Annotated in this window: 18 protein-coding genes; 7 read left to right on the forward strand and 11 right to left on the reverse strand. The window is 57.3% G+C overall.

What is annotated here, in order from left to right:
* Positions 1–242: 242 nt before the first annotated feature.
* From msrQ to mrcB, 9 genes are all read right to left on the reverse strand, one after another.
* Entirely contained in the window at positions 243–863 is a 621-nt protein-coding gene (msrQ, locus tag CYD26_RS21855) for a protein-methionine-sulfoxide reductase heme-binding subunit MsrQ (RefSeq protein WP_102053644.1), read from the reverse strand.
* Complete coding sequence (msrP, locus tag CYD26_RS21860; RefSeq protein WP_102053645.1) at positions 863–1,876, reverse strand: protein-methionine-sulfoxide reductase catalytic subunit MsrP; 1,014 nt, start codon at positions 1,874–1,876, stop codon at positions 863–865. Before msrP ends, msrQ begins: the two co-directional genes overlap by 1 nt.
* A 63-nt stretch (positions 1,877–1,939) precedes the next feature.
* Positions 1,940–2,797 (reverse strand): CDP-diacylglycerol--serine O-phosphatidyltransferase, encoded by an 858-nt coding sequence (gene pssA / locus CYD26_RS21865; protein ID WP_065758297.1) that lies wholly within the window; start codon positions 2,795–2,797, stop codon positions 1,940–1,942.
* Between the two features lie 143 nt (positions 2,798–2,940).
* On the reverse strand, positions 2,941–3,957 hold the full coding sequence (ilvC, locus tag CYD26_RS21870) for a ketol-acid reductoisomerase (protein WP_065758296.1): 1,017 nt from the start codon (positions 3,955–3,957) through the stop codon (positions 2,941–2,943).
* Positions 3,958–4,006: 49 nt separating this feature from the next.
* A complete protein-coding gene (ilvN, locus tag CYD26_RS21875) occupies positions 4,007–4,498 on the reverse strand; it encodes an acetolactate synthase small subunit (RefSeq protein ID WP_042125802.1) in 492 nt (163 codons plus the stop codon).
* Positions 4,499–4,500: 2 nt separating this feature from the next.
* A complete protein-coding gene (locus CYD26_RS21880; RefSeq protein WP_102053654.1) occupies positions 4,501–6,225 on the reverse strand; it encodes an acetolactate synthase 3 large subunit in 1,725 nt (574 codons plus the stop codon).
* Positions 6,226–6,647: 422 nt separating this feature from the next.
* Positions 6,648–6,977, reverse strand: a complete 330-nt coding sequence (locus tag CYD26_RS21885; protein WP_102053646.1) for a YqcC family protein — start codon at positions 6,975–6,977, stop codon at positions 6,648–6,650.
* Complete coding sequence (locus CYD26_RS21890) at positions 6,977–7,717, reverse strand: M48 family metallopeptidase (RefSeq protein WP_065758294.1); 741 nt, start codon at positions 7,715–7,717, stop codon at positions 6,977–6,979. Before CYD26_RS21890 ends, CYD26_RS21885 begins: the two co-directional genes overlap by 1 nt.
* Before the next feature lie 22 nt (positions 7,718–7,739).
* Positions 7,740–10,061, reverse strand: a complete 2,322-nt coding sequence (gene mrcB / locus CYD26_RS21895) for a penicillin-binding protein 1B (protein WP_065758293.1) — start codon at positions 10,059–10,061, stop codon at positions 7,740–7,742.
* A 117-nt stretch (positions 10,062–10,178) separates the two neighbouring features.
* Between mrcB and CYD26_RS21900 the strand changes: the two genes are divergently transcribed.
* The 7 genes from CYD26_RS21900 (at position 10,179) to CYD26_RS21930 (ending at position 16,209) form a co-directional block, all read left to right on the forward strand.
* On the forward strand, positions 10,179–11,741 hold the full coding sequence (locus CYD26_RS21900) for a bifunctional aminoglycoside phosphotransferase/ATP-binding protein (RefSeq protein ID WP_102053647.1): 1,563 nt from the start codon (positions 10,179–10,181) through the stop codon (positions 11,739–11,741).
* Between the two features lie 102 nt (positions 11,742–11,843).
* Positions 11,844–12,188: a pentapeptide repeat-containing protein gene (locus CYD26_RS21905; protein ID WP_102053648.1), complete on the forward strand. Its 345-nt coding sequence runs from the start codon at positions 11,844–11,846 to the stop codon at positions 12,186–12,188.
* A 163-nt stretch (positions 12,189–12,351) separates the two neighbouring features.
* A complete protein-coding gene (locus CYD26_RS21910; RefSeq protein WP_065758290.1) occupies positions 12,352–12,624 on the forward strand; it encodes a TfoX/Sxy family protein in 273 nt (90 codons plus the stop codon).
* A 307-nt stretch (positions 12,625–12,931) separates the two neighbouring features.
* Complete coding sequence (locus tag CYD26_RS21915) at positions 12,932–14,122, forward strand: tyrosine-type recombinase/integrase (protein WP_023442562.1); 1,191 nt, start codon at positions 12,932–12,934, stop codon at positions 14,120–14,122.
* A gap of 6 nt (positions 14,123–14,128) precedes the next feature.
* On the forward strand, positions 14,129–14,602 hold the full coding sequence (locus CYD26_RS21920) for a helix-turn-helix transcriptional regulator (RefSeq protein ID WP_003148665.1): 474 nt from the start codon (positions 14,129–14,131) through the stop codon (positions 14,600–14,602).
* The gene (locus CYD26_RS21925) at positions 14,577–15,911 is read left to right on the forward strand and encodes a hypothetical protein (RefSeq protein ID WP_145991811.1); all 1,335 of its coding nucleotides are present in this window, start codon (positions 14,577–14,579) and stop codon (positions 15,909–15,911) included. The genes CYD26_RS21920 and CYD26_RS21925 overlap by 26 nt, the downstream gene beginning before the upstream one ends.
* Positions 15,904–16,209 (forward strand): GIY-YIG nuclease family protein, encoded by a 306-nt coding sequence (locus tag CYD26_RS21930; RefSeq protein WP_071567699.1) that lies wholly within the window; start codon positions 15,904–15,906, stop codon positions 16,207–16,209. Before CYD26_RS21925 ends, CYD26_RS21930 begins: the two co-directional genes overlap by 8 nt.
* On the opposite strand, the gene CYD26_RS21935 is transcribed toward CYD26_RS21930, so the two are convergent.
* Positions 16,156–16,947, reverse strand: a complete 792-nt coding sequence (locus tag CYD26_RS21935; RefSeq protein ID WP_042855636.1) for a hypothetical protein — start codon at positions 16,945–16,947, stop codon at positions 16,156–16,158. The two genes, CYD26_RS21930 and CYD26_RS21935, sit on opposite strands and share 54 nt — an antisense overlap.
* Positions 16,948–16,952: 5 nt before the next feature.
* On the reverse strand, positions 16,953–20,069 hold the full coding sequence (locus CYD26_RS21940) for a type I restriction endonuclease subunit R (RefSeq protein WP_102053650.1): 3,117 nt from the start codon (positions 20,067–20,069) through the stop codon (positions 16,953–16,955).
* Between the last annotated feature and the right edge of the window lie 79 nt (positions 20,070–20,148).

Genomic DNA, 20,148 nt, shown 5'->3' on the forward strand with positions numbered 1-20,148 from the left:
AATTTTCCGTTCAACTTCAACCACTTGACTCGCTTCGATCTCTCGTTAGCGGGAGGCGAATTCTACAGCGTTTCAACCCGCTGTCAACCACCTTTTTCACCGCTGCCGATCTATTCGACCGAAGCACTTCCGACACTATCGCTAAACGTCTAACTCATTGATTACCAATGAGTTTTCCGTTTCGACTGCGCCGGAAGAGGTGCGCATTATAGAGAGATGAAACGGGGCGTCAAGGCTTAAATTCAACTTTTCGTTGTCGTTGCGGCTTTTCCTATCGCCAGCCTCGGAATACGCCGCCCCAGGGCAGGAATACGTAGCGCCAACAACAATACGCCAATGCCAGCGTAGACCGCCCACTCCTTCAGATCTGCACGCACGACCCACAGAAAATGCAGCAAACCCAACCCCAGGATCACATAGACCAACTTGTGCAACCTCTTCCAGCGGGCCCCAAGCCGCCGCTGGCTGTAGCGATTCGAAGTCACAGCCAAGGCAAGCAGCCCGACAAATCCCAGAACACCCACAATGATATAGGGGCGCTTGCGCAACTCTACGCCTAATTGCCCCCAGTCGAGGCCGAGAATAAAGAACAGGTAACCACTCAAGTGCAACACGACATAGGCAAAGCACCACAAGCCCAACTGGCGCCTCACCACAATCCAGCCAGACCAGCCGCTCAGGCGCTGCAATGGCGTCATGCACAAGGTAATGAGCAAAAAGATCAACCCCCCCAACCCCAGCCGATCGACCAACACCTTGCCCGGGTCTGGCCCCAATGCAAACGCCCACGCCTGGTAGAGCCAAAACAAAGGCCAAAAACTGGCGAGAACAAAAATACCAAGGCGAAACCATGGGTAGCGCATCAGTAGTTCTTCCTTAGATCAAGACCGCTATAGAGAGAAGCGACTTCCTCTGCGTACCCATTGAACATCTGCGTGTCGCGCACATTCGGACTGAACAGCCCACTCGGCAACCGACGCTCACGCGCCTGGGTCCAGCGCGGATGATCAACCTGAGGGTTCACATTGGCATAAAAGCCGTACTCATCCGGCGCAATGCTTTGCCACGTGGTTTTCGGCTGCTGCTCAACGAGGCTGATGCGCACGATCGACTTAATGCTCTTGAAGCCATACTTCCACGGCACCACCAACCTGAGAGGCGCACCATTCTGATTAGGCAGCTCCCGCCCATACATACCAACAGCCAGTATGGCCAACGGATTCATGGCCTCATCCAGACGCAACCCTTCTACATAAGGCCAGTCAATCAAGGCAAAGCCTGAGCGTTGGCCAGGCATGCTTTTCGGATCCTGCAGCGTTTCGAAGCGGATGTAACGCGCTTTGGATGTTGGCTCCACCTGTTTGAGCAGAGCGGGCAACGGGAACCCCAACCAAGGGATCACCATCGACCAAGCCTCTACACAGCGCAGCCGATAGATGCGCTCCTCCAACTGATAGGGCTTGATGAAGTCTTCCAACGCATAGCGACCGGGCTTTCCGACCTCGCCATCGACTACTACCGTCCAAGGCGCCGTTTTCAGCACAGCCGCGTTTTGCGCCGGGTCTCCCTTATCAGGGCCGAACTCATAGAAGTTGTTGTAGTGGGTTGCATCTTTGAATGGCGTAATGGCCTCGCCTGGCGCCGTCACCGCCTGCCATTGAGTTCCACCAAGCTTCTCGTTGAACCAACCAGGCGCGGAACCGGCATCGACATCCGGATAACGCGAAACATCGGCGGCACTGGCCAAACGCGGCAGGGCTGAAACAGCCAACGCAGCCAAGGACCCGCCCAACAGATGGCGACGAGAGACATAGATAGATTCGGGGGTGACCTCTGACGCTTTGCAGTCAGAGGCCTTGGACATCTTGATCAGCATGATGACTCCGTAGAACGGGTGGACTGATGCACCAGTAGACTACGGAGTCTCGCAGAAATTACATCACTCGGTGCCTTTACGCCGACGCATGCGTAACAGGTACTGGATAGGGCCCGAAGCGGCATAAGCAAGGAAAATCAGCAACAGAATACGTGGCGGATCACTGAAGACCACAGCAAACACAAGCACTACGGCGAGAATCGCCACGAAAGGTACACGCCCCTTCAGGTCGAGTTCCTTGAAGCTGTTGTACTTGATGTTACTGACCATCAGCATGCCGGCGGCAGCAACCAACAGCGCCACCAGGAACGACAGTTTGGAACCCTGGATACCGTAGTCACTGAATGCCCAGACAGTACCGGCTACCACACCCGCCGCAGCCGGGCTGGCCAAACCGATAAAGTAGCGTTTGTCCGCCTTGCCAACCTGGGTATTGAAACGCGCCAGACGCAACGCGGCACCAGCCACATAAATGAAGGCCACCATCCAGCCGACTTTACCCATGTCGCCCAGCGCCCAGCCGAACGCCAGCAATGCCGGGGCCACACCGAAAGCGACCATGTCGGACAGGGAATCGTACTCGGCACCAAAGGCGCTTTGAGTGTTGGTCATGCGCGCAACACGACCATCAAGGCCATCGAGCACCATGGCAACAAAAATGGCGATGGCGGCGAAGGCAAAATACTTGCTCGCTTCGCGAGGATCACCAGCACTCAGCGCGCTTTGTGCGCTCATCGAGCTGATGATGGAATAGAAACCGGCAAACAGGTTGGCGGTAGTAAAGAGATTGGGCAGCAGATAGATACCACGATGCCGCACCTTGCGTCCTTCGGCATCATGCCCTTCTTCAACATGCTCATCGATCGGTAGCAGGCTTTCGGCGTCGGAGGCCTTACTGGGCTCTTCTGGACGTTCGCTCATGGACATTACCTTGCAACGGTTTGGAAAGTTTCGGCTGTTGTTTGCAGCGAGAGATCGTGCACACAGTGAGCTTTATACCAGAAGCTGACCCTCTAAACGAAAAAACGCGGCCGAAGCCGCGTTCTTATCGCATCAAGGCAAGATTAGTTCTTGGCTTTGTCTACGATTTTGTTCGCCGCGATCCAAGGCATCATCGAGCGCAGTTGCTCACCGATGACTTCGATACCGTGGGCAGCGTTGTTACGACGACGAGCAGTCATCGATGGGTAGCCAGTGGCACCCTCGCTGATGAACATCTTCGCGTACTCGCCGTCCTGGATGCGCTTCAGAGCGTTGCGCATGGCCTGACGGGACTCAGCGTTGATAACCTCTGGGCCAGTTACGTACTCGCCGTACTCAGCGTTGTTGGAGATCGAGTAGTTCATGTTGGCGATACCGCCTTCGTACATGAGGTCAACGATCAGCTTCAGCTCGTGCAGGCACTCGAAGTAGGCCATTTCTGGCGCGTAGCCAGCTTCAACCAGTGTTTCGAAACCGGCTTTGACCAGCTCAACAGTACCGCCACACAGAACAGCCTGCTCACCGAACAGGTCGGTTTCAGTCTCGTCCTTGAAGGTCGTTTCGATGATGCCGGTACGGCCACCGCCAACGCCTGCGGCGTAGGACAGGGCAACGTTCTTGGCGTTACCGGAAGCGTCCTGGTAGATCGCGATCAGGTCAGGGATACCGCCGCCCTTGACGAACTCGGAACGTACAGTGTGGCCTGGTGCTTTAGGGGCGATCATGATCACGTCCAGGTCAGCACGTGGCACAACCTGGTTGTAGTGAATCGCGAAACCGTGGGAGAACGCCAGGGTAGCGCCCTTCTTCAGGTTAGGCTCGACTTCGCTCTTGTACAGCTGAGACTGGAACTCGTCTGGGGTCAGGATCATGACCAGGTCAGCAGCGGCAACAGCGCTGGCCACGTCAGTGACTTTCAGACCGTGCGCTTCAGCCTTGGCAACAGTAGCCGAGCCTTTACGCAGACCAACGGTAACATCCACACCCGAATCTTTCAGGTTGCACGCTTGGGCGTGACCCTGAGAGCCGTAACCGATGATGGCAACTTTTTTGCCCTGGATGATCGAAAGGTCGCAGTCTTTGTCGTAATAAACTTTCATGAAACACCCCTTATCTCGGCCTTTCGAGGCCATTCGCTAATTTTTTGAGTTAGATGCTAAGAACTTTGTCGCCACGGGCAATGCCGGTGACGCCACTGCGTACGGTTTCGAGAATGGACGCGGTACCGATAGCCTGAATGAAACTGTCCAGTTTGTCGCTGGTACCGGTCAGTTGAACGGTATAGACACTGGCACTGACATCGACGATCTGCCCCCGATAGATATCGGTGGTGCGTTTGATCTCGGCACGCTGTGCGCCCGTGGCCTTGACCTTGACCAGCATCAGTTCACGCTCGATATGCGCGCTTTCTGAAAGGTCGACCAACTTGACCACTTCAACCAGCTTGTTCAGGTTCTTGGTGATCTGCTCGATCACTTCATCATGGCCGACTGTTGTCAGCGTCAGACGCGACAAGGTCGGGTCTTCAGTCGGAGCAACCGTCAGGCTTTCGATGTTGTAGTTACGCTGGGAGAACAGGCCAACCACGCGCGACAAGGCACCAGGTTCGTTTTCCAACAGCAGGGAAATAATGTGCCGCATGATTAGGTACGCTCCGTCTTGCTCAGCCACATATCGCGCATCGAGCCATCCTTGATTTGCATCGGATAGACGTGCTCGCTGTTGTCGACCTGGATATCGATGAACACCAACCGGTCTTTCATGGCAAAGGCTTCCTCGAGCTTGGGCTTGAGGTCCTTCAGGCTGGTGATGCGGATACCCACATGGCCATAGGCTTCGGCCAACTTGACGAAATCAGGCAGCGATTCCATGTAGGAGTGCGAGTGACGGCTGTTGTAGGCCATGTCCTGCCACTGGCGGACCATGCCCAATACACCGTTGTTCAGGTTGACGATCTTCACCGGCAGGTCGTACTGCAGGCAGGTCGACAACTCCTGAATGTTCATCTGGATACTGCCCTCACCGGTGACACAGGCAACATCCTGCTCAGGGAAGTTCAGCTTGACACCCATGGCGGCAGGGAAGCCAAAGCCCATGGTGCCCAGGCCACCGGAGTTGATCCAGCGGTTTGGCTTGTTGAAGCGGTAGTACTGCGCCGCGAACATCTGGTGCTGGCCGACATCGGAGGTAACGAAGGCATCGCCTTTGGTCACTTCGCAGAGTGTCTCGATAACGGTCTGTGGCTTGATGACACTGCCATCACCCTTGTCGTAAGGGAACATGCCACGGTCGCCACGCCACTCTTCGATCTGCTTCCACCAGGCATCCATTGCCGCCTTTTCAGGCTTCTCACCGATTTCCTTGAGGATCGCGACCATCTCGGTCAGAACGCTTTCGACAGGCCCGACAATAGGCACATCGGCCTTGATCATTTTGGAGATCGACGCAGGGTCGATGTCGATATGGATGATCTTGGCGTTCGGGCAGAACTTCGCCGGGCCGTTGACTACCCGATCATCGAAACGCGCGCCAACAGCAAGGATCACGTCGGCATGGTGCATCGTCAGGTTGGCGGTGTAACTGCCGTGCATGCCCAGCATGCCGAGGAATTGACGGTCAGTACCCGGATAGCAACCCAGGCCCATCAGGGTATTGGTGACCGGCAGGTTCAGCATCTGCGCCATTTCAGTCAAGGCTGCGGAGCCACCGCCGAGGATGACACCACCACCAGCGTACACAACCGGACGCTTAGCCGAGAGCAGCATTTCTGCGGCTTTGCGGATCTGGCCCGAGTGCCCACGAACAGCGGGGCTGTACGAGCGCAGCTTGACCTTCTTCGGATAGACGTACTCGAACTTTTCAGCCGGGTTGGTCATGTCCTTCGGAATGTCGACGACAACCGGGCCTGGACGGCCGGACTGCGCGAGGTAGAAGGCCTTTTTCAGAACTTCAGGGATTTCCGATGCGTGCTTGATCATGAAGCTGTGCTTCACGATCGGCCGGGAAATACCGATCATGTCGGTTTCCTGGAAAGCATCCGTACCGACCATGGTGCTAGGCACCTGACCGGAAAGGATGACCATCGGAATGGAGTCCATGTAAGCGGTGGCAATACCGGTAATGGCATTGGTCGCCCCAGGACCGGAGGTCACCAGAACTACACCAGCCTTGCCGGTAGCACGGGCGTAACCATCCGCCATATGGGTTGCAGCCTGCTCATGACGGACCAGAATGTGACTCACTTCCGGTTCTTTGAACAGAGCATCGTAAACATGAAGAAGAGCACCGCCCGGGTACCCATAGATGTGCTTAACGCCTTCGTCACGCAAAAAGCGGACGACCATTTCAGCGCCAGATAAAAGCTCCACGTTGTTCACCTCTAAAACGCCAGAATACCGTCCGATGGGAACGGGTCTTAATAGGTTTACTGCCAAGCAGAGCATGAGCGACGAAATCGCCGACTACGTCAGCACTGACTGAGCAAGTATTGGGAGCGCCCCAGAGTGTTGCGGGGTTTTCCCACCCAGCGCGAGGTAACGCGTTGCGGGGTGTAACAGGTCGGCGCGGGTGTGCGCCTCATGATCTGCTTAGCGGGTCTGCTTCTGGCAGTCCCTCTACAGCGGACTTTGGATTGTTCTGATTCGAACTGCTCAAGTCAAGTGATCTTCGCGGTTAATTCACCATAAGCCACTCTTGAGCAAGCAGAAAAACGTTTGCCTGAGCATGTGAAGCATCAGGCAACGAGCGTGCGGGGCAGACGAAGCTGCCCCGGAAGGAGAAACTCAGGAACTCAGCGAGATGAGCGAATCAGTTCGTCAAACTCGGACAACAGTCGACGCAGCTGCGTACTTTCCTGCACCCGATCCACATAAACCATCTCGGCCATCTCGAGAATACCGGAGGCGTTAGGCAGCGGTAGGTCGTTCTCAAGAATAATCTTCATACGCTGGAGGAAGATCCACTGCAGCCACTGCTCAAAAGACAGCGTATCGACCGCAAAGGGTTCAACACTGGCCAGCGCCTCGGCACTCGGCGCCCTCTCCTCCCACCATCCAAGCAAGCGCAGCTCCTGCTCGATCAGCAACAGATGGTCGGCGATTGACGGAACCCGCTTGTCCATTACGAGCTCACCCGCGCTTTCTGACGGGCCAGCGCAGCGCCAGCGGCGTCACCTTGCTTCTCCCGTGACTGGGCGATGATGTCCCACAGCCCGGCCTGCAAATCGGGTCGACCATTGGCATAGGTCAGCGCCCGTCGAGCCAGTTGCTCGGATTGGGCAGCATCCCCTTGGGCCAGGCGCACCTGGGCCAAACGGTAGAGCACTTGCGGCTCACGCGGTGCAATGCGCTGGGCACGCTCCAAGCTGGACGAGGCACCGTTGTAATCACCACTGCCTTGTTGTTGCTGCGCAGTGGTCAGCAACGCCAGCACCGGACCATCCAGTTGTTCATCCGCGGACAAGCCACCCGCATTGCCGCGAGGGATGCCTGTTGGCGCACTTGGCATGCTGTAGCCGCCAGAGCTGATTGATGCGGTCGTCATCGGCTCCGATGTCACCGGGCCTGGCGTAATCGGCCCCGGTGTAATTGGTGCTGCGCTGGTCGACGCCGGGAACGTCTGGATCGGCGCCGCACCAGCCCCCTGCGGCACCATGACGGTTACGGCATCGTTCTGAGGTATTGCTTGAGCCTGACGCGCACCGCTGGCGGCAGCGTTATAGCCACCGCGGCTGGCCGTTACTCGCTCACTGTTAGAAACACGCGTGCCTGACTCGACAACAGGGATCGAACCACGTTGCACGCTGGCACAGCCATTGAGTAGCGCCAGTGCCGTCAAGGCAGGAAACCACCACTTATTCACTTCACACCCTCTTCGCTAGTGCTCAATTCATCCAACCCTTGACCCAGTCCATTACCGATTCGGCTGGCGCGGATTCACCACCACAGGCAGGACCGGGGGGCGGTTCGCTACCGCGAATATACGGCATCTGGACCGCGCCCGGGCAGCTTGCGTCCGACCCTTGCCCGGAATGGGCATCAACCCAGGCCAGCACCACATTGTCTGGCTGCGGCATATCCAGAGGGAGCGGGTCGGCTTTGCGCATGAAACTGGTCCAAACCTGCAATGCGCCGGTGGCCCCCGTGAACGGCGTCTTGCCATTGTCGTCACGACCCAACCAGACGACTGCCAGCAGGTCCTGACTGAAACCTGCGAACCAACTGTCTCGCGAGTCGTTACTGGTACCGGTCTTGCCGGCCAAGGTCAGAGAGCTTGGCAAGACACTGTAAACCGAACGTCCGGTGCCTTCACGCATGACCCGTTGCATGGCGTTCTGCACCAGATAGATGGAGCCTGGATCAAAACGCTGCTGGATCTGGAACGGGTAGCGCTTGAGCGGCTCACCCTCAGCCGTCAGTACGCTGCGAATACCGCGCATCGGCGTATTGAAACCACCATTGGCCAGGGTCTGGTACATGGTAGCCACCTGCATCGGCGACATACCGCCCGCCCCCAGCAACATCGACGGGAACGCTGGCCAATCGACTTCGACACCCAAACGGCCAATGGTTTTCAACACATTGGGTACACCCACTTCCAGACCAAGTTTGGCCGTGGAAAGGTTGTAAGAGTTCGCCAGCCCTTGGTAGAGGTAGATGGTGCCATGGGATCGCCGATCGTAATTCTGCGGCTTCCATACCTGGCCGTCAGCACCTTTGACCGAAAAGGGCTCATCCTGGACCCAGCTCGTGAGCGTGTACTGGCTGGGTTTTTCCAACGCGGTAAGGTAGACAGCCGGCTTGACCAGAGAGCCAATCGGCCGAACAGCATCCACAGCACGGTTGAAACCGGCAAAACCGGGCTGGCGACTGCCTATCAGCGCCTGGACCTCACCGGTTTCCGGATTGGTCACCACCATGGCTGCCTCGACTTCATCCGCCCCCTTGCGCCCGGCAAGGCGCTTGAAGGTGTCAGTGACCGATGCCTCCGCCTTCATCTGCAGAATCGGATCGAAGCTGGTAAAGATCCGCAGGCCTTCTTCGGTCAAGTCTTCGTCACGATAGTCCTGACGCAGTTGGCGTTTGACCAGGTCAAGGAAGCCCGGGAAGGAACTGTCGGCCAAGCTGCCACGCTTGGTAACGCCCAACGGCATTTTCTTCGCAGCCTCGACGGCCTCCGGGGTTGCAACGCCCTGCTCGGCCAACAAGTCGAGCACCAGGTTACGCCGCACCGTTGCCCGCTCGGGGTAGCGCCGCGGGTTGTAGTAGGAAGGCCCCTTGACCATGCCCACCAACAACGCGACCTGATGCAGCTTGAGCTCTGACAACGGCTGACTGAAGAAAAACTGGCTGGCAAGACCAAAGCCATGCACCGCGCGCTGACCATCCTGGCCAATGAACACCTCGTTGAGGTAGGCCTCGAGGATCTCGCGCTTGTCGTAATGCAGCTCAAGCAACATCGCCATCAGGGCTTCCGTCAGCTTGCGACTGAGGCTGCGCTCATTGGTCAGGTAGAAGTTCTTGACCAACTGCTGGGTCAGGGTACTGCCACCCTGACGCATGGCGCCGGATGAGGTGTTGACCCAGATGGCCCGTGCAATCGACTTGGGCGAAACACCAAAGTGCGAATAGAAGTCGCGGTCTTCCACGGCAACCAGGGTTTCAAGCAGGTACGGGGGCACCTGATCGAGCTTTATCAGGATGCGGTCTTCAAGGTTCTTCGGGTACAACCCGCCGATCAGCAGCGGCTCCAGGCGAACCACGGCCAGTTTCGAGCCATTGGCTCCACTCAACCCGGCAACGTAATCGCCCGAGAAACGTACTTGAACCGCCTGGGCCTGCTCCAGCCCTTCATAGAACTGGAAGCCACGGGTATTGATATCGACCGTATTACCACTGACAGCAGCGGCACCAGGCCCATTGGCGACGCTCTCGCGCCGATAGCCCAAGGCATCAAGCTCGATAAGGAAGTCGTCCTTGCTGAGTTTCTGGCCGACGAACAGCTCCAGCGGCCGGGCATACACCTTGGCCGGGATCGTCCAGCGCTTGCCAGAAAATTTCTCCTGGACTACCGCATCGAAATAAATCGCAAAGCCCGCGAGCACGACGAGACCGACAAGGCTGAGCTTCAAAGCCCAGCCCAGCAGGGCGCGCGCACGGCCAGAGGGACGTTTTTTGGGGGTACGGGAAGATTGGGTACGAGTCATGGCCGCGGATTATACGCACTTTATTGTTCGTCGACAGGCGCCCTCCGGCGGTTTGCACGGGGGCCGCTTGTCGCCATAATGGGCGCTTAGACTCTTCACGACTCCAAAGGATCGCCCGTGAGCCAAGCCTTGATTGCAGCCCTGCAAAACCCAGCCCTGTACCCTCATCCGGTGAGCGGTTTCCAGGTTATTGAGACACACATTTCCTGGGTTCTGCTCACTGGCGAATTCGCCTACAAAATCAAGAAGCCGATGAACTTCGGCTTCCTCGACTTTACCGAGCTGGCCCAGCGCAAGCACTTCTGCAATGAAGAGCTGCGTTTGAACCAGCGCCTGACGCAGGGGCTGTACCTTGACGTACTGCCAATTACTGGCAGCGCCGAAGCCCCACAATTGGGCGGCACAGGCGAGCCGATCGAGTACGCCCTGAAGATGCGTCAGTTCCCGCAGAGCCAGATGCTTAACACGCTGCAGGCCAATGGCGAACTGACGGCAGAGCATATCGACCAGATGGCCCACCAGATTGCGCAGTTCCACCTGAGCGCACCGCGCGTGGCCGTGGATCACCCGCTGGGCAGCCCGGAAAGCGTGATGGCCCCGGTTGAGCAGAACTTTGAGCAGATACGCCCCTTCCTGAGCGAAAAGGCTGACCTGCAACAACTCGATGCCTTGCAAGCCTGGGCACACAGCAGCTTCAAGCGCCTTGAAGGCTTGCTTGAAGCCCGAAAAGCCCAAGGCTTCATCCGTGAGTGCCACGGTGACATCCACCTGGGTAACGCCACCCTGATCGACGGCAAGGTGGTGATCTTCGACTGCATCGAATTCAACGAGCCGTTCCGCCTGACCGATGTCTATGCCGACGCCGCGTTCCTGGCGATGGACCTGGAAGACCGTGGCCTCAAGTCGCTGTCCCGCCGTTTCATCAGCCAGTACCTGGAACTGACCGGCGACTATGAAGGCCTTGAGCTGTTGAACTTCTACAAGGCCTACCGTGCACTGGTGCGTGCCAAGGTTGCCCTGTTCAGCATGCCGGCCAATGCCGACGGCGTGCAGCGTGCCACAACCCTGCGCCAGTACCGCAACTACGCAACCCTGGCAGAGAGCTACAGCGCTATTCCTTCGCGCTTCCTGGCGATTACCCACGGTGTGTCGGCCGTTGGCAAAAGCCATGTCGCCATGCGTTTGGTCGAGGCACTTGGCGCTATCCGCCTGCGCTCGGATGTAGAGCGCAAGCGCCTGTTCGGCGAGCAAACGCCCGAAAATGCAGGCAACTTGCAAGCTGGCATCTACAACCAGGACTCCAGCCAGGCGACCTACGCACGCCTGCATACACTGGCAGGCATTGTCCTGCGTGCAGGCTTTCCGGCTGTCATCGATGCCACCTACCTCAAGCACGCACAACGTCAAACCGCCGCGGGCATTGCGGGTGAAACGGGCGTACCGTTCCTGATACTCGACTGCAATGCACCTGATGCGGTCATCGCAAGCTGGCTCAAGCAGCGTCAGGCCGACCAGAATGACCCGTCCGACGCCACGCTTGAGGTGATAGCCGCACAGAAGGCCAATCGCGACCCATTGAGCGCCGAAGAACTGCTGCACAGCAAGCGCGTAGAAACCAACGAAAGCGGCAGTCTCGACGAGCTGGTCAAGCAGATTCGGCAAAAACTGCCTGGCTTGTAAGCAACACCCGGACGTGAAGCAGTCGACACTTCTCGGCAGTGGGTTCGCGTCTCTCAAGTGATGGCACTATAGTGCCATCACAATCACATAAGGAGGCCTACCATGAACCAGCCCCGGCAAATCGACTCTGCGCTGTATGCCTTGCTGCGTAACGAAGAGGTAGCGGCTTTCAATCAGGAAAGGCCGAAAGACGCCAGCATCGATTTTAGTCATGGCGACTTTCGCGGTCTGGACCTGCGCGAATTGGACACCACAGGCATAGATTTCACTGGTGCCTACTTCCGGGCGGCCGACCTGCGTGGCCTGGATCTGCGAAACTGCTCCATGGAAGGCGCCAGCCTGGCCCATGCCCAGATTTCCGGCGTGTACTTTTCACCAGACCTGAATGCTGACGAAATTCTCATGTCAGTTAATTTCGCAACGCGTCTGCGCTACCGCACACGTTAACAGACTGCAACCCTAGGGCCCGCCGACTCACACTTGACGGGCCATAGGGCGCCGCCCGCCCCCCATAAGCGCCAAAATGCCGCTTATTTTCCAACTGCCGCTACACTCCCCTTGGTATGCCTGCGATTCCCCTCGACCCGTTCAGCCGTCGCAAGGAGGCTTGATGAACGACGAACTCCAGCATCTGAAGAATCTTGGCAAGACTTCTGCGCAGTGGTTGCATGCAGTCGGCATTCACAGCGCCTCTGACTTGCGTCGCATGGGCGCGGTCAATGCGTATCAAGCCGTGCGTACTCGTGGCTTCAGGGCATCGAAGGTACTGCTCTATGCCATCGAAGGCGCCTTGCTCGACATGCACTGGAATGACATTCCAGTCGAGCGTAAGGAAGCCCTGAACCAGCAACTCGACGCAAGAGCGCCGCGGAAAAACAACTGAGAGCCGATACAGTAGTTGACATGCAAATGATAATTGTTATTATTGGAGCCACTGGCCGCAAGGCTGGTTGGATAAGCTGAAAAGCCTCGGTTCGGGCTCTCAAATTATCTCCTCATCAGGCTAATCACGGTTATTGACCCGGCACATTTTGCCGGGTCTTTTTTTATATTTACTATCATTACTATTATCGTGCAGGATTTGCACGCTCAGGAGGTTTTTCCCAGAATCTATGCGATGAGTCGAGCTGGGCTAAAATTTATGCGTGCAAATATTGCACGAACGAACCATTTGAGCTACTTTTGTGCACATGAAGAACGTAGCGAACCTGGACCGCACAGCCAATAGTTCAGCCACTAAGCAAAGTGGCCGGACAACCGGCAACGCCCGTAGCCTGAGCTTCTTGGGCGGCGAAGCACTGGTTTACGCTACCAACCTGATCCGTGACTGGGAGGCCCAGCTCCTCCACTTGGACGGGCTGAAGAAAAAAAGCGTCGAGTGCCACTCCTCCAATCTTTTCCGCTTGCTGAACCACGCTCACGTAGCCCCTTGGGAACTCAAGCCCGTCCACGTCACTCGCTTCTTCGAGTCGCGCATGAGCAAGGACGGCCAGCAACTGGCTCCCTCCACGGTGGCCGTCTACTGTGCTGGTTGGCGTTCCTTCCAGGCCTATATGCTCGACATGGAGCGGATCAACGAAATCCAGGCAACCTTCAAGGTTCGCCCGATCAAGTTCGTCACTGAGGAAAACGGCATCGCCGTCAAGCGGCACAAATCGAATGCCGCCCGGCCCAAGGCCTGGGCTCTGACACCCGTTGAAATTGATGCTATCGATCAACAATTTATCTTCGACATAAAGGCTGCACATGCGGCCCGTAGCAAGTCGCTACTACCGCTGCAGCGTGACCGTGTGATGTTTCACCTCGCAATCCATTTTGCTCTGCGCGTATCCGAACTGGTCACTATTCAGCTGCATGACTTCAAGGCCAGCCACGACCCCAGAATGAAGGCCTTCCAGAACTTTGGAACGCTCACCATCACCGGGAAAAATGACGCTACAGGCACTATCCCCATGCGTGAGCCTGAGATCTATGAACTGCTCATGTGGTATCTGGCGAACATACGGCAAAAAATCCTCCTCCGCCGGAAGGGCTCTGGAAACGGACTTTGCCACTACGACGACAAAGAGTATGCGACTGCCAACCTCCTATTCCCAAGCGAGCGTGGTGGCGTCATCGACCCCAACGCTTTCCGCAACCGCCTGAACAGCTTGGCAGTCAAGGCAGGTCTCACGCACCACAAACTGACGCCACACATTCTCAGACATACCGGCTGCACGAACATGGTCGGCGTATTCTCCGCAGAAGTAGCGCAAAAATACATGAGACACAAAAATCTCTATACAACACTGGGGTACTACCACCCAGCGCCGCTGGATGCCGCTAACGAGGCGAATGCCCCGCTTACGTTGTTTAGCAGCTTTTTTGATGACGAGGATTGATAAGAAATGAAGATCAAGCTGGGTAATCGCCTGGAAGTCCTGATGAAAGACTCAGGCATAAACACCTTCGAGGAAATGGCTCAGCGGCTCACTGAAAACCAAGGATGGCCAATCACCAGAACCGCTCTCAGCCGAAAGTTCCGATCCGACGATGTATCGCTGAGCCTTTCGATGATAGAAGCGATCTGCAATGAGTTGCAGTGCCTTCCTGGAGATCTGTTTGAAACCAATGTCACCGAGGCCTCGGAGGATTTTGTTGAAGAGCTTAGAAGCCGCCTGCAACCGTTCAGATACGGCGTCATTCGACTCCAAAGGCTAGGCAGCGACACCACGGAGGAGAGACCCGCCGATACAGCCATCTCCACATCGAAGGAAGGCAAGCGCACCAAGTCAATCCGTGGGAAACAGCCCGAAAATCTAGAAGACATTGTAGGCCCGAAGGTATCGCACCTCCATGCAGGAAAAATCAAGAACGACTAAGCGTCCGCCGCTTATCGTGGACTGCAAGCTTTGCGCTGGTCGCTTTCAGCGAGCGGCGTGGCACGGCCCTGCCCCTGACCACTGCATGCGCTCCAATGTAGAACGCCCAAGCGAATGCTGGGGTAATCAACCTGACGGCAGCCTGCTGAAATTGTGTGTAGAGTCTCTGCGCTCCCGGAAACACTCGGGGCATGAAATGATGCACTTCATCAGCCTACTGGCCGGTCTTGGCCACGCACAGGATCAGTCTGAAACCAAAGTTCAAGACTATCTTGCCTCGCTGCTCCCCGAAGAGCGGCACATCTTGATCAACCGAGCATCAACAGAGCTGTCGGTATATCTGGCAAAGCAGATTTCCCTCTTGCCACCCACAGAAATAAGAGCCCCACTTAGGGACAGATCAATTTCTGAAGAGCTTCCCGAAGGGCTCCGAGGAAAACTTAACGCCTACAAAAAAAACCTCGAAAGACGCTATAAAATTCTCACAGAGAAAGGCCACTCTCGTTCTGAAAAGTATGCAGCCAGAGCCTTGGGAGGACCGATACGCCTCGCACATTACCTTCATTCCAATGGCGTCACCGATTGGGATGCGGTCAAAAAACGAGACATCGTGGTATTTTTTGAAAAATGCTCCAAAGAAGAAATCAGACCGATACTACGATTCTATCGATTCATTGACACCCGACAAAAGTTCCAAGATGGCCGAGGCAGGAAAAAGTCAAAGCCTTCCACCAAGCCACCTTACAACTTTCAGCTGATGATGCCCGAAGAGCTTTCTCGATTTCTCGCAGAGATCCGCTCACGTACAACGGACGCCGAGTACCTTGCTGCATGGCTTGTGTGTCGAATGGGAATGACAGCTACCGCAGCCTTGAAGCTCAACCTTGACTGCGTTGAAATGCACGACGATGGCCACGTCGTGATCAAGCCTGCTCAGGCTTGGCTTTCCGTCCCCAAGAGCATCGAAAAGATACTCCTTGGAGTCCTTTCTGAAATAAAGCCAGACTGGGCAGAAACCCCATCCAAAGAGCGCTCACTGATAAAGCTGTTTGCCAGACACATTCCGGCACAAGCAAATTTCATTGACAGGACGTTCCAAGGAAAAACACGAATCCTGCGTAACTCAGCCATTTTCTCGGCAATGATGCGTGGACACCTTGATCGCATAACACTGCACCACGCCATGGGCGTTTCGATGCCGCACATCGTGCAACTGGAAAAGCTGCTGTCCACCGACATTCATTGCCGCCTTGACCCTGAGTTCATCAAGAAGCGTAACAAGCACATCCTGGGCACAGCCGATGACTGACGCAACATGGTTCGTCTACATGCTGGAATGTCGTAGCAAGCGGATCTATACAGGGGTCACCCCCTGCCTGGATCAGCGCATCCTGGCCCACCAGAAGGGTCAGGGCGCGCTGTTCACAAAGCTCGACTCACCGCAAGGGCTCATCGCCGCCAAGCCCTTTCCCAGCCAGCGAGAGGCGCGTCAGGTGGAACTACAGGTCAAACGTCTCCCCGCAGCTTACAAGCGGACCTTGGCCCGCCTCTGGTCAGAGCAGTACCCGATCGACGAGATCGCCCAGAAGCTTTTTCCGCCGCAGTAGCACTTCATAGGTGGCGAACTGCTCATGCAGCATCACGTTGCCTACGGTGTCGTCATAGGTCGTTGCAGATAGGATCGCCCAGTCCGGCATGGACATGATCCGCTCGACCATCGCACCGCAGTAACGGGCGTTGACCAGCTTCTGGAATGGATGGAAAGTCGGCTGATCGTCGCGCTCCAGGCAGACGAGAGACTCGTCAATTCCTCGGCGACACGCCAGCAGAGACGATCCCTGATCCAGTGCGAAAATGACTCCACGGTCCTGATTGGACAGCTCGGCCTTGAAGTTGAGCGCTCGATCTTCATTGCCGATCCAGAGGTCGAACACGGCAATCTGTGCAGTCTCCAACGGGTACTTCTCGCATAGGCTCTTGATGGCGTAGGCATGCCCAGACTGGGTGTGCATGCCCTCAGGTAAAACCACCTCGGCATACTCGTCCGCATCCGGGTCAGCGTGATCGTCATCGGTGAAGTCGTACACGTTCAGGCTGGCTTCCGCTGCGCGCAAGGCAGCAAAGCGCAGGCGCTCATCCGTGGCAGCACGCGCAGGCACGCCAACAACCACAGGAATGCCAAGAAACATCGCCAGGCGATTCGCCACAAGCTCAGAGTAGACCTGCGCGGTGGCTGCTTCGTGATCAACCTTGAGAACTGCGGAGAGCTGGCCGTCCTCGGCCCCAGTTGTACTGCGCGGGTTCGGGGATGCCGAACCCGTGATTTCATAGCAAAGGATTGGCATGGCAGTCAGGGATGCTCGAATGCCCAGGCATCGGCCAACAGCTCAGCCTGCGCAATCACTTTCTCGGTCGCCTCAAGCGCCTTGTCCGGCGGGTAGCGATGCTTGGCCAGCAGTACCTTGACCATCGCCAGCATTCTCGCTCGTGCCGACTGGCGGTTCTGCCAGTTGATCGTGGCCGACTTCCGCAGCTTGTCGGTTAGCTCCAGGGCCAGTGCTTTCAACACCGGATGCCCCAGCTCGCGAACCGCCGACTCGTTCTCGGAAAGCGCCTGGTAGAACGCGAACTCTTCCTCGCTCAGGCCCTCCGGGGGCTTGGCCGAGTTGATCTCTTGGGCGAGCTTGATCAGCTCCTCGATGACTTCGGCGGTCGTCAGACCACGGGTCTGGTAGCGGTTGATCGCCTCTTCCAGGCGCTTGGTGAACTGCTTCGCCTGGGTAGCGTTCTTCTGCCCCCGCGCCTTGACCTGATCGGCCACCAAGCGGCTCAGCAGCTCAGCGGCCAAGTTCTTGGTTGGCATTTTCCGAATCTGCGCTAGGAAATCCTCGTCCAACAGCGAGATGTCAGGTTTGCTCATGCCCAGCGTGGCGAAGATGTCCTTGACCCCATCGACCAGCACCCCTTTGGCCACGAGCTGACGCAGAGCAGCCTCCTTTTCCAGTTGGGAGCGGGTCTCACCGGAGCGGGTCAGCTTCATCAGGCAAACACGCACAGCCTGGAAGAAGGCGATCTCTTCGCGTACCGCCATCGCCTGCGCCGATGTGCCAGCCAGGGCCTGTGCCTTGGTGAGCTTGACGACCTGATCCAGATAGGCCCGCACGCCCTTGTTGCGGCCCTTCTCGTCAGCTTCCGGGTTGAGCTTGATCAGATGCTCCATTGCGCCGCCAAGCAGCGCCAGGGCCTTCAGAGGGTCCTCAAAGCCGCTGTAGTCGAACTTGGCGAAGAACTCGCGGCGGATCACGTCCAGGGTGTCGAGCAGGATTTTGAGGGCCTGGCCGCTGATATCGACAGGCTCGCGGTCATCGCCAGTAGCCTTGGTGTAACGCCTGATGGCCTCGCGCAGCTCATGCCCGATGCCGATGTAGTCCACCACCAAGCCACCCGGCTTGTCCTTCCAGATACGGTTGGTACGAGCGATGGCCTGCATCAGTCCATGTCCCTGCATCGGCTTGTCAACGTACAGCGTGTGGACGGGCGGAGCATCGAAGCCGGTCAGCCACATGTCGCGGACAATGACGATTTCCAAGGGGTCATTCTCGTCCTTGAAGCGCTTTTCCAGCTGCTTTCGCTGAGCTTTGTTCGTCCGGTGCTTCTGGTACTCCTCGGGATCAGCAGAGGAGCCAGTCATGATGATCTTGATCCGCCCGGAGTTGAGGTCATTGCCCTCCCACTCGGGACGCAGCTCCACGATTTCCTCGAACAGGCGAACGGCCGCCTCACGCGAGATGGCAACCACCATGGCCTTGCCGGCAATGGCCTCCTTGCGAGCCTCCCAGTGCGCGACGAAATCCTCAGCCAAGGTTGTGAGCCGGCCATCGGCCATGGCCAGTGCTTCCAGCCGTGTCAGGCGGCTGGCCGTCTTGTTCTGCTCGCTCTCGTCCTCTGTCTCGGTCGCCTCCAGGAATTCCTCCAAGAGATCCTGCTTTTCGGCCTCGTTGAAGCGCAGCTCGATGATCCGCGACTCGTAGCTGACCGGAACGACGGCCTCGTCTTCCTGGGCAGCGATCATGTCGTAGATATCAACGCAGCTACCGAACACCTCTTCGGTGTCGCGGTCATCGTCGCTGACGGGGGTGCCGGTCATGCCCAGGTAAATGGCCTTGGGCAGCGCATCGCGCATGTACTTGGCCAGGCCGTACTTGGTGGTGCCGCTCTTGGTATCCAGCGAGGCCTTGAAGCCGTACTGGGTACGGTGCGCCTCGTCAGCGATCACGATCACGTTGGAGCGTCCGCACAGCTCGGGAACGCTGGTCTGACCGCGCTCCGGGGCAAACTTGTTGATCGTGGTGAAGAAGACGCCACCAGCCTCGACAGACGAAAGCATATCGCGCAGCTCGTCGCGGCTATCGGCCTGCTTGGGCGTAGCTCGCAGAGACCACCTACAGTCAGCGAAGGTCTCGAAGAGTTGCCCATCCAGGTCGTTACGGTCGGTTACCAGCACGACTGTGGGGTTCTTGAACTCCGGCCTGTCGCGCAGCGCCATCACATAGAACAGTGCCAGCAGCGACTTACCGGAGCCCTGGGTAAACCAGATCACACCGCCCTTGCCATCATGGCGCTCCAGCAGCGCGCCGACTGCACGCTCTACGGCCTTGAGCACACCGCTGTACTGGTGCCACTGGGCAATGATCTTGAAGGACGTGCCACCATCGGTGCCGCCGTAGGCGACGAAGCCCCGGAAGAACGTCATCAGCGTCTCGGCGTTGAGCAGACCGCGCACCATCACTTCCAGCTCCAGCAGCGACTTGGGCGCGACTTCATCATCGAGCAGTCGCCAGCGCGAGAAGCGGTTGAAGTCGGCCGTCAGCGAGCCGTAACGGGCCACGACGCCATCGGAAATGATGTTGAGCAGGTTGAAATAGAACAGCTGCGGGATGTCGGTCTTGTAGGTCTGAATCTGATTGAAGGCCGACAGGATATCGGCGTTCGGGTCGGCCGGATTCTTCAGCTCGATCACCACCAGCGGCAGGCCATTCACGAACAGAACGACATCCGGCCGCCTGACCTGCTGACCATGCACAGTGAACTGCTGAACAGCCAGCAGGTCGTTCGGGCCGGCAAAGTCGATCACCTGAACCCGTGGGAAGGTTCGCGTCCCATCACTCTCGATGCGCTCGACAGGTACGCCATCGCGTATCCAGCTGTAGACCTCTCGGTTGCCGTCCACCATCGACTGCGCGCTGTAGAGGGCCAACCTGGAAACCGCGGCATCTGCTTCCGCACTGCTGATCCCAGGGTTCAGTCTTTCGATGGCATCGCGCAGGCGGTTTTGCAGCACCACCTCGGAATACTTCTCGCGCCCGCCTTCCGTGCCGCCTGGGGAGACGACTTCGCCTTTCAGGCTGGTGAACTCCAGGCTCTCCAGCCACCCCAGGCACGCTTGCTCCAGATGGTTTTCGTTCATTCCCGCACATCGTCCTTCGGCAGATAGCGCCCCCTGCGGCCAGAGGCTCTACAGCGGGCGCCGAATGGCAAAGTGCTGA

This window comes from Pseudomonas sp. FFUP_PS_473 (assembly GCF_002858665.1).
Lineage (GTDB): Bacteria > Pseudomonadota > Gammaproteobacteria > Pseudomonadales > Pseudomonadaceae > Aquipseudomonas > Aquipseudomonas defluvii.

Excerpts from the sequence above, each read along its gene's own strand:
- CYD26_RS21925 (WP_145991811.1), top strand. The coding sequence starts at position 14,577 with ATGCAGGAAAAATCAAGAACGACTAAGCGTCCGCCGCTTATCGTGGAC.
- CYD26_RS21920 (WP_003148665.1), top strand. The coding sequence starts at position 14,129 with ATGAAGATCAAGCTGGGTAATCGCCTGGAAGTCCTGATGAAAGACTCA.
- CYD26_RS21930 (WP_071567699.1), top strand. The coding sequence starts at position 15,904 with ATGACTGACGCAACATGGTTCGTCTACATGCTGGAATGTCGTAGCAAG.
- msrQ (WP_102053644.1), bottom strand. The coding sequence starts at position 863 with ATGCGCTACCCATGGTTTCGCCTTGGTATTTTTGTTCTCGCCAGTTTT.
- msrP (WP_102053645.1), bottom strand. The coding sequence starts at position 1,876 with ATGCTGATCAAGATGTCCAAGGCCTCTGACTGCAAAGCGTCAGAGGTC.
- pssA (WP_065758297.1), bottom strand. The coding sequence starts at position 2,797 with ATGAGCGAACGTCCAGAAGAGCCCAGTAAGGCCTCCGACGCCGAAAGC.
- CYD26_RS21905 (WP_102053648.1), top strand. The coding sequence starts at position 11,844 with ATGAACCAGCCCCGGCAAATCGACTCTGCGCTGTATGCCTTGCTGCGT.
- CYD26_RS21935 (WP_042855636.1), bottom strand. The coding sequence starts at position 16,947 with ATGCCAATCCTTTGCTATGAAATCACGGGTTCGGCATCCCCGAACCCG.
- CYD26_RS21885 (WP_102053646.1), bottom strand. The coding sequence starts at position 6,977 with ATGGACAAGCGGGTTCCGTCAATCGCCGACCATCTGTTGCTGATCGAG.
- ilvC (WP_065758296.1), bottom strand. The coding sequence starts at position 3,957 with ATGAAAGTTTATTACGACAAAGACTGCGACCTTTCGATCATCCAGGGC.
- ilvN (WP_042125802.1), bottom strand. The coding sequence starts at position 4,498 with ATGCGGCACATTATTTCCCTGCTGTTGGAAAACGAACCTGGTGCCTTG.
- CYD26_RS21910 (WP_065758290.1), top strand. The coding sequence starts at position 12,352 with ATGAACGACGAACTCCAGCATCTGAAGAATCTTGGCAAGACTTCTGCG.
- CYD26_RS21915 (WP_023442562.1), top strand. The coding sequence starts at position 12,932 with ATGAAGAACGTAGCGAACCTGGACCGCACAGCCAATAGTTCAGCCACT.
- mrcB (WP_065758293.1), bottom strand. The coding sequence starts at position 10,061 with ATGACTCGTACCCAATCTTCCCGTACCCCCAAAAAACGTCCCTCTGGC.
- CYD26_RS21940 (WP_102053650.1), bottom strand. The coding sequence starts at position 20,069 with ATGAACGAAAACCATCTGGAGCAAGCGTGCCTGGGGTGGCTGGAGAGC.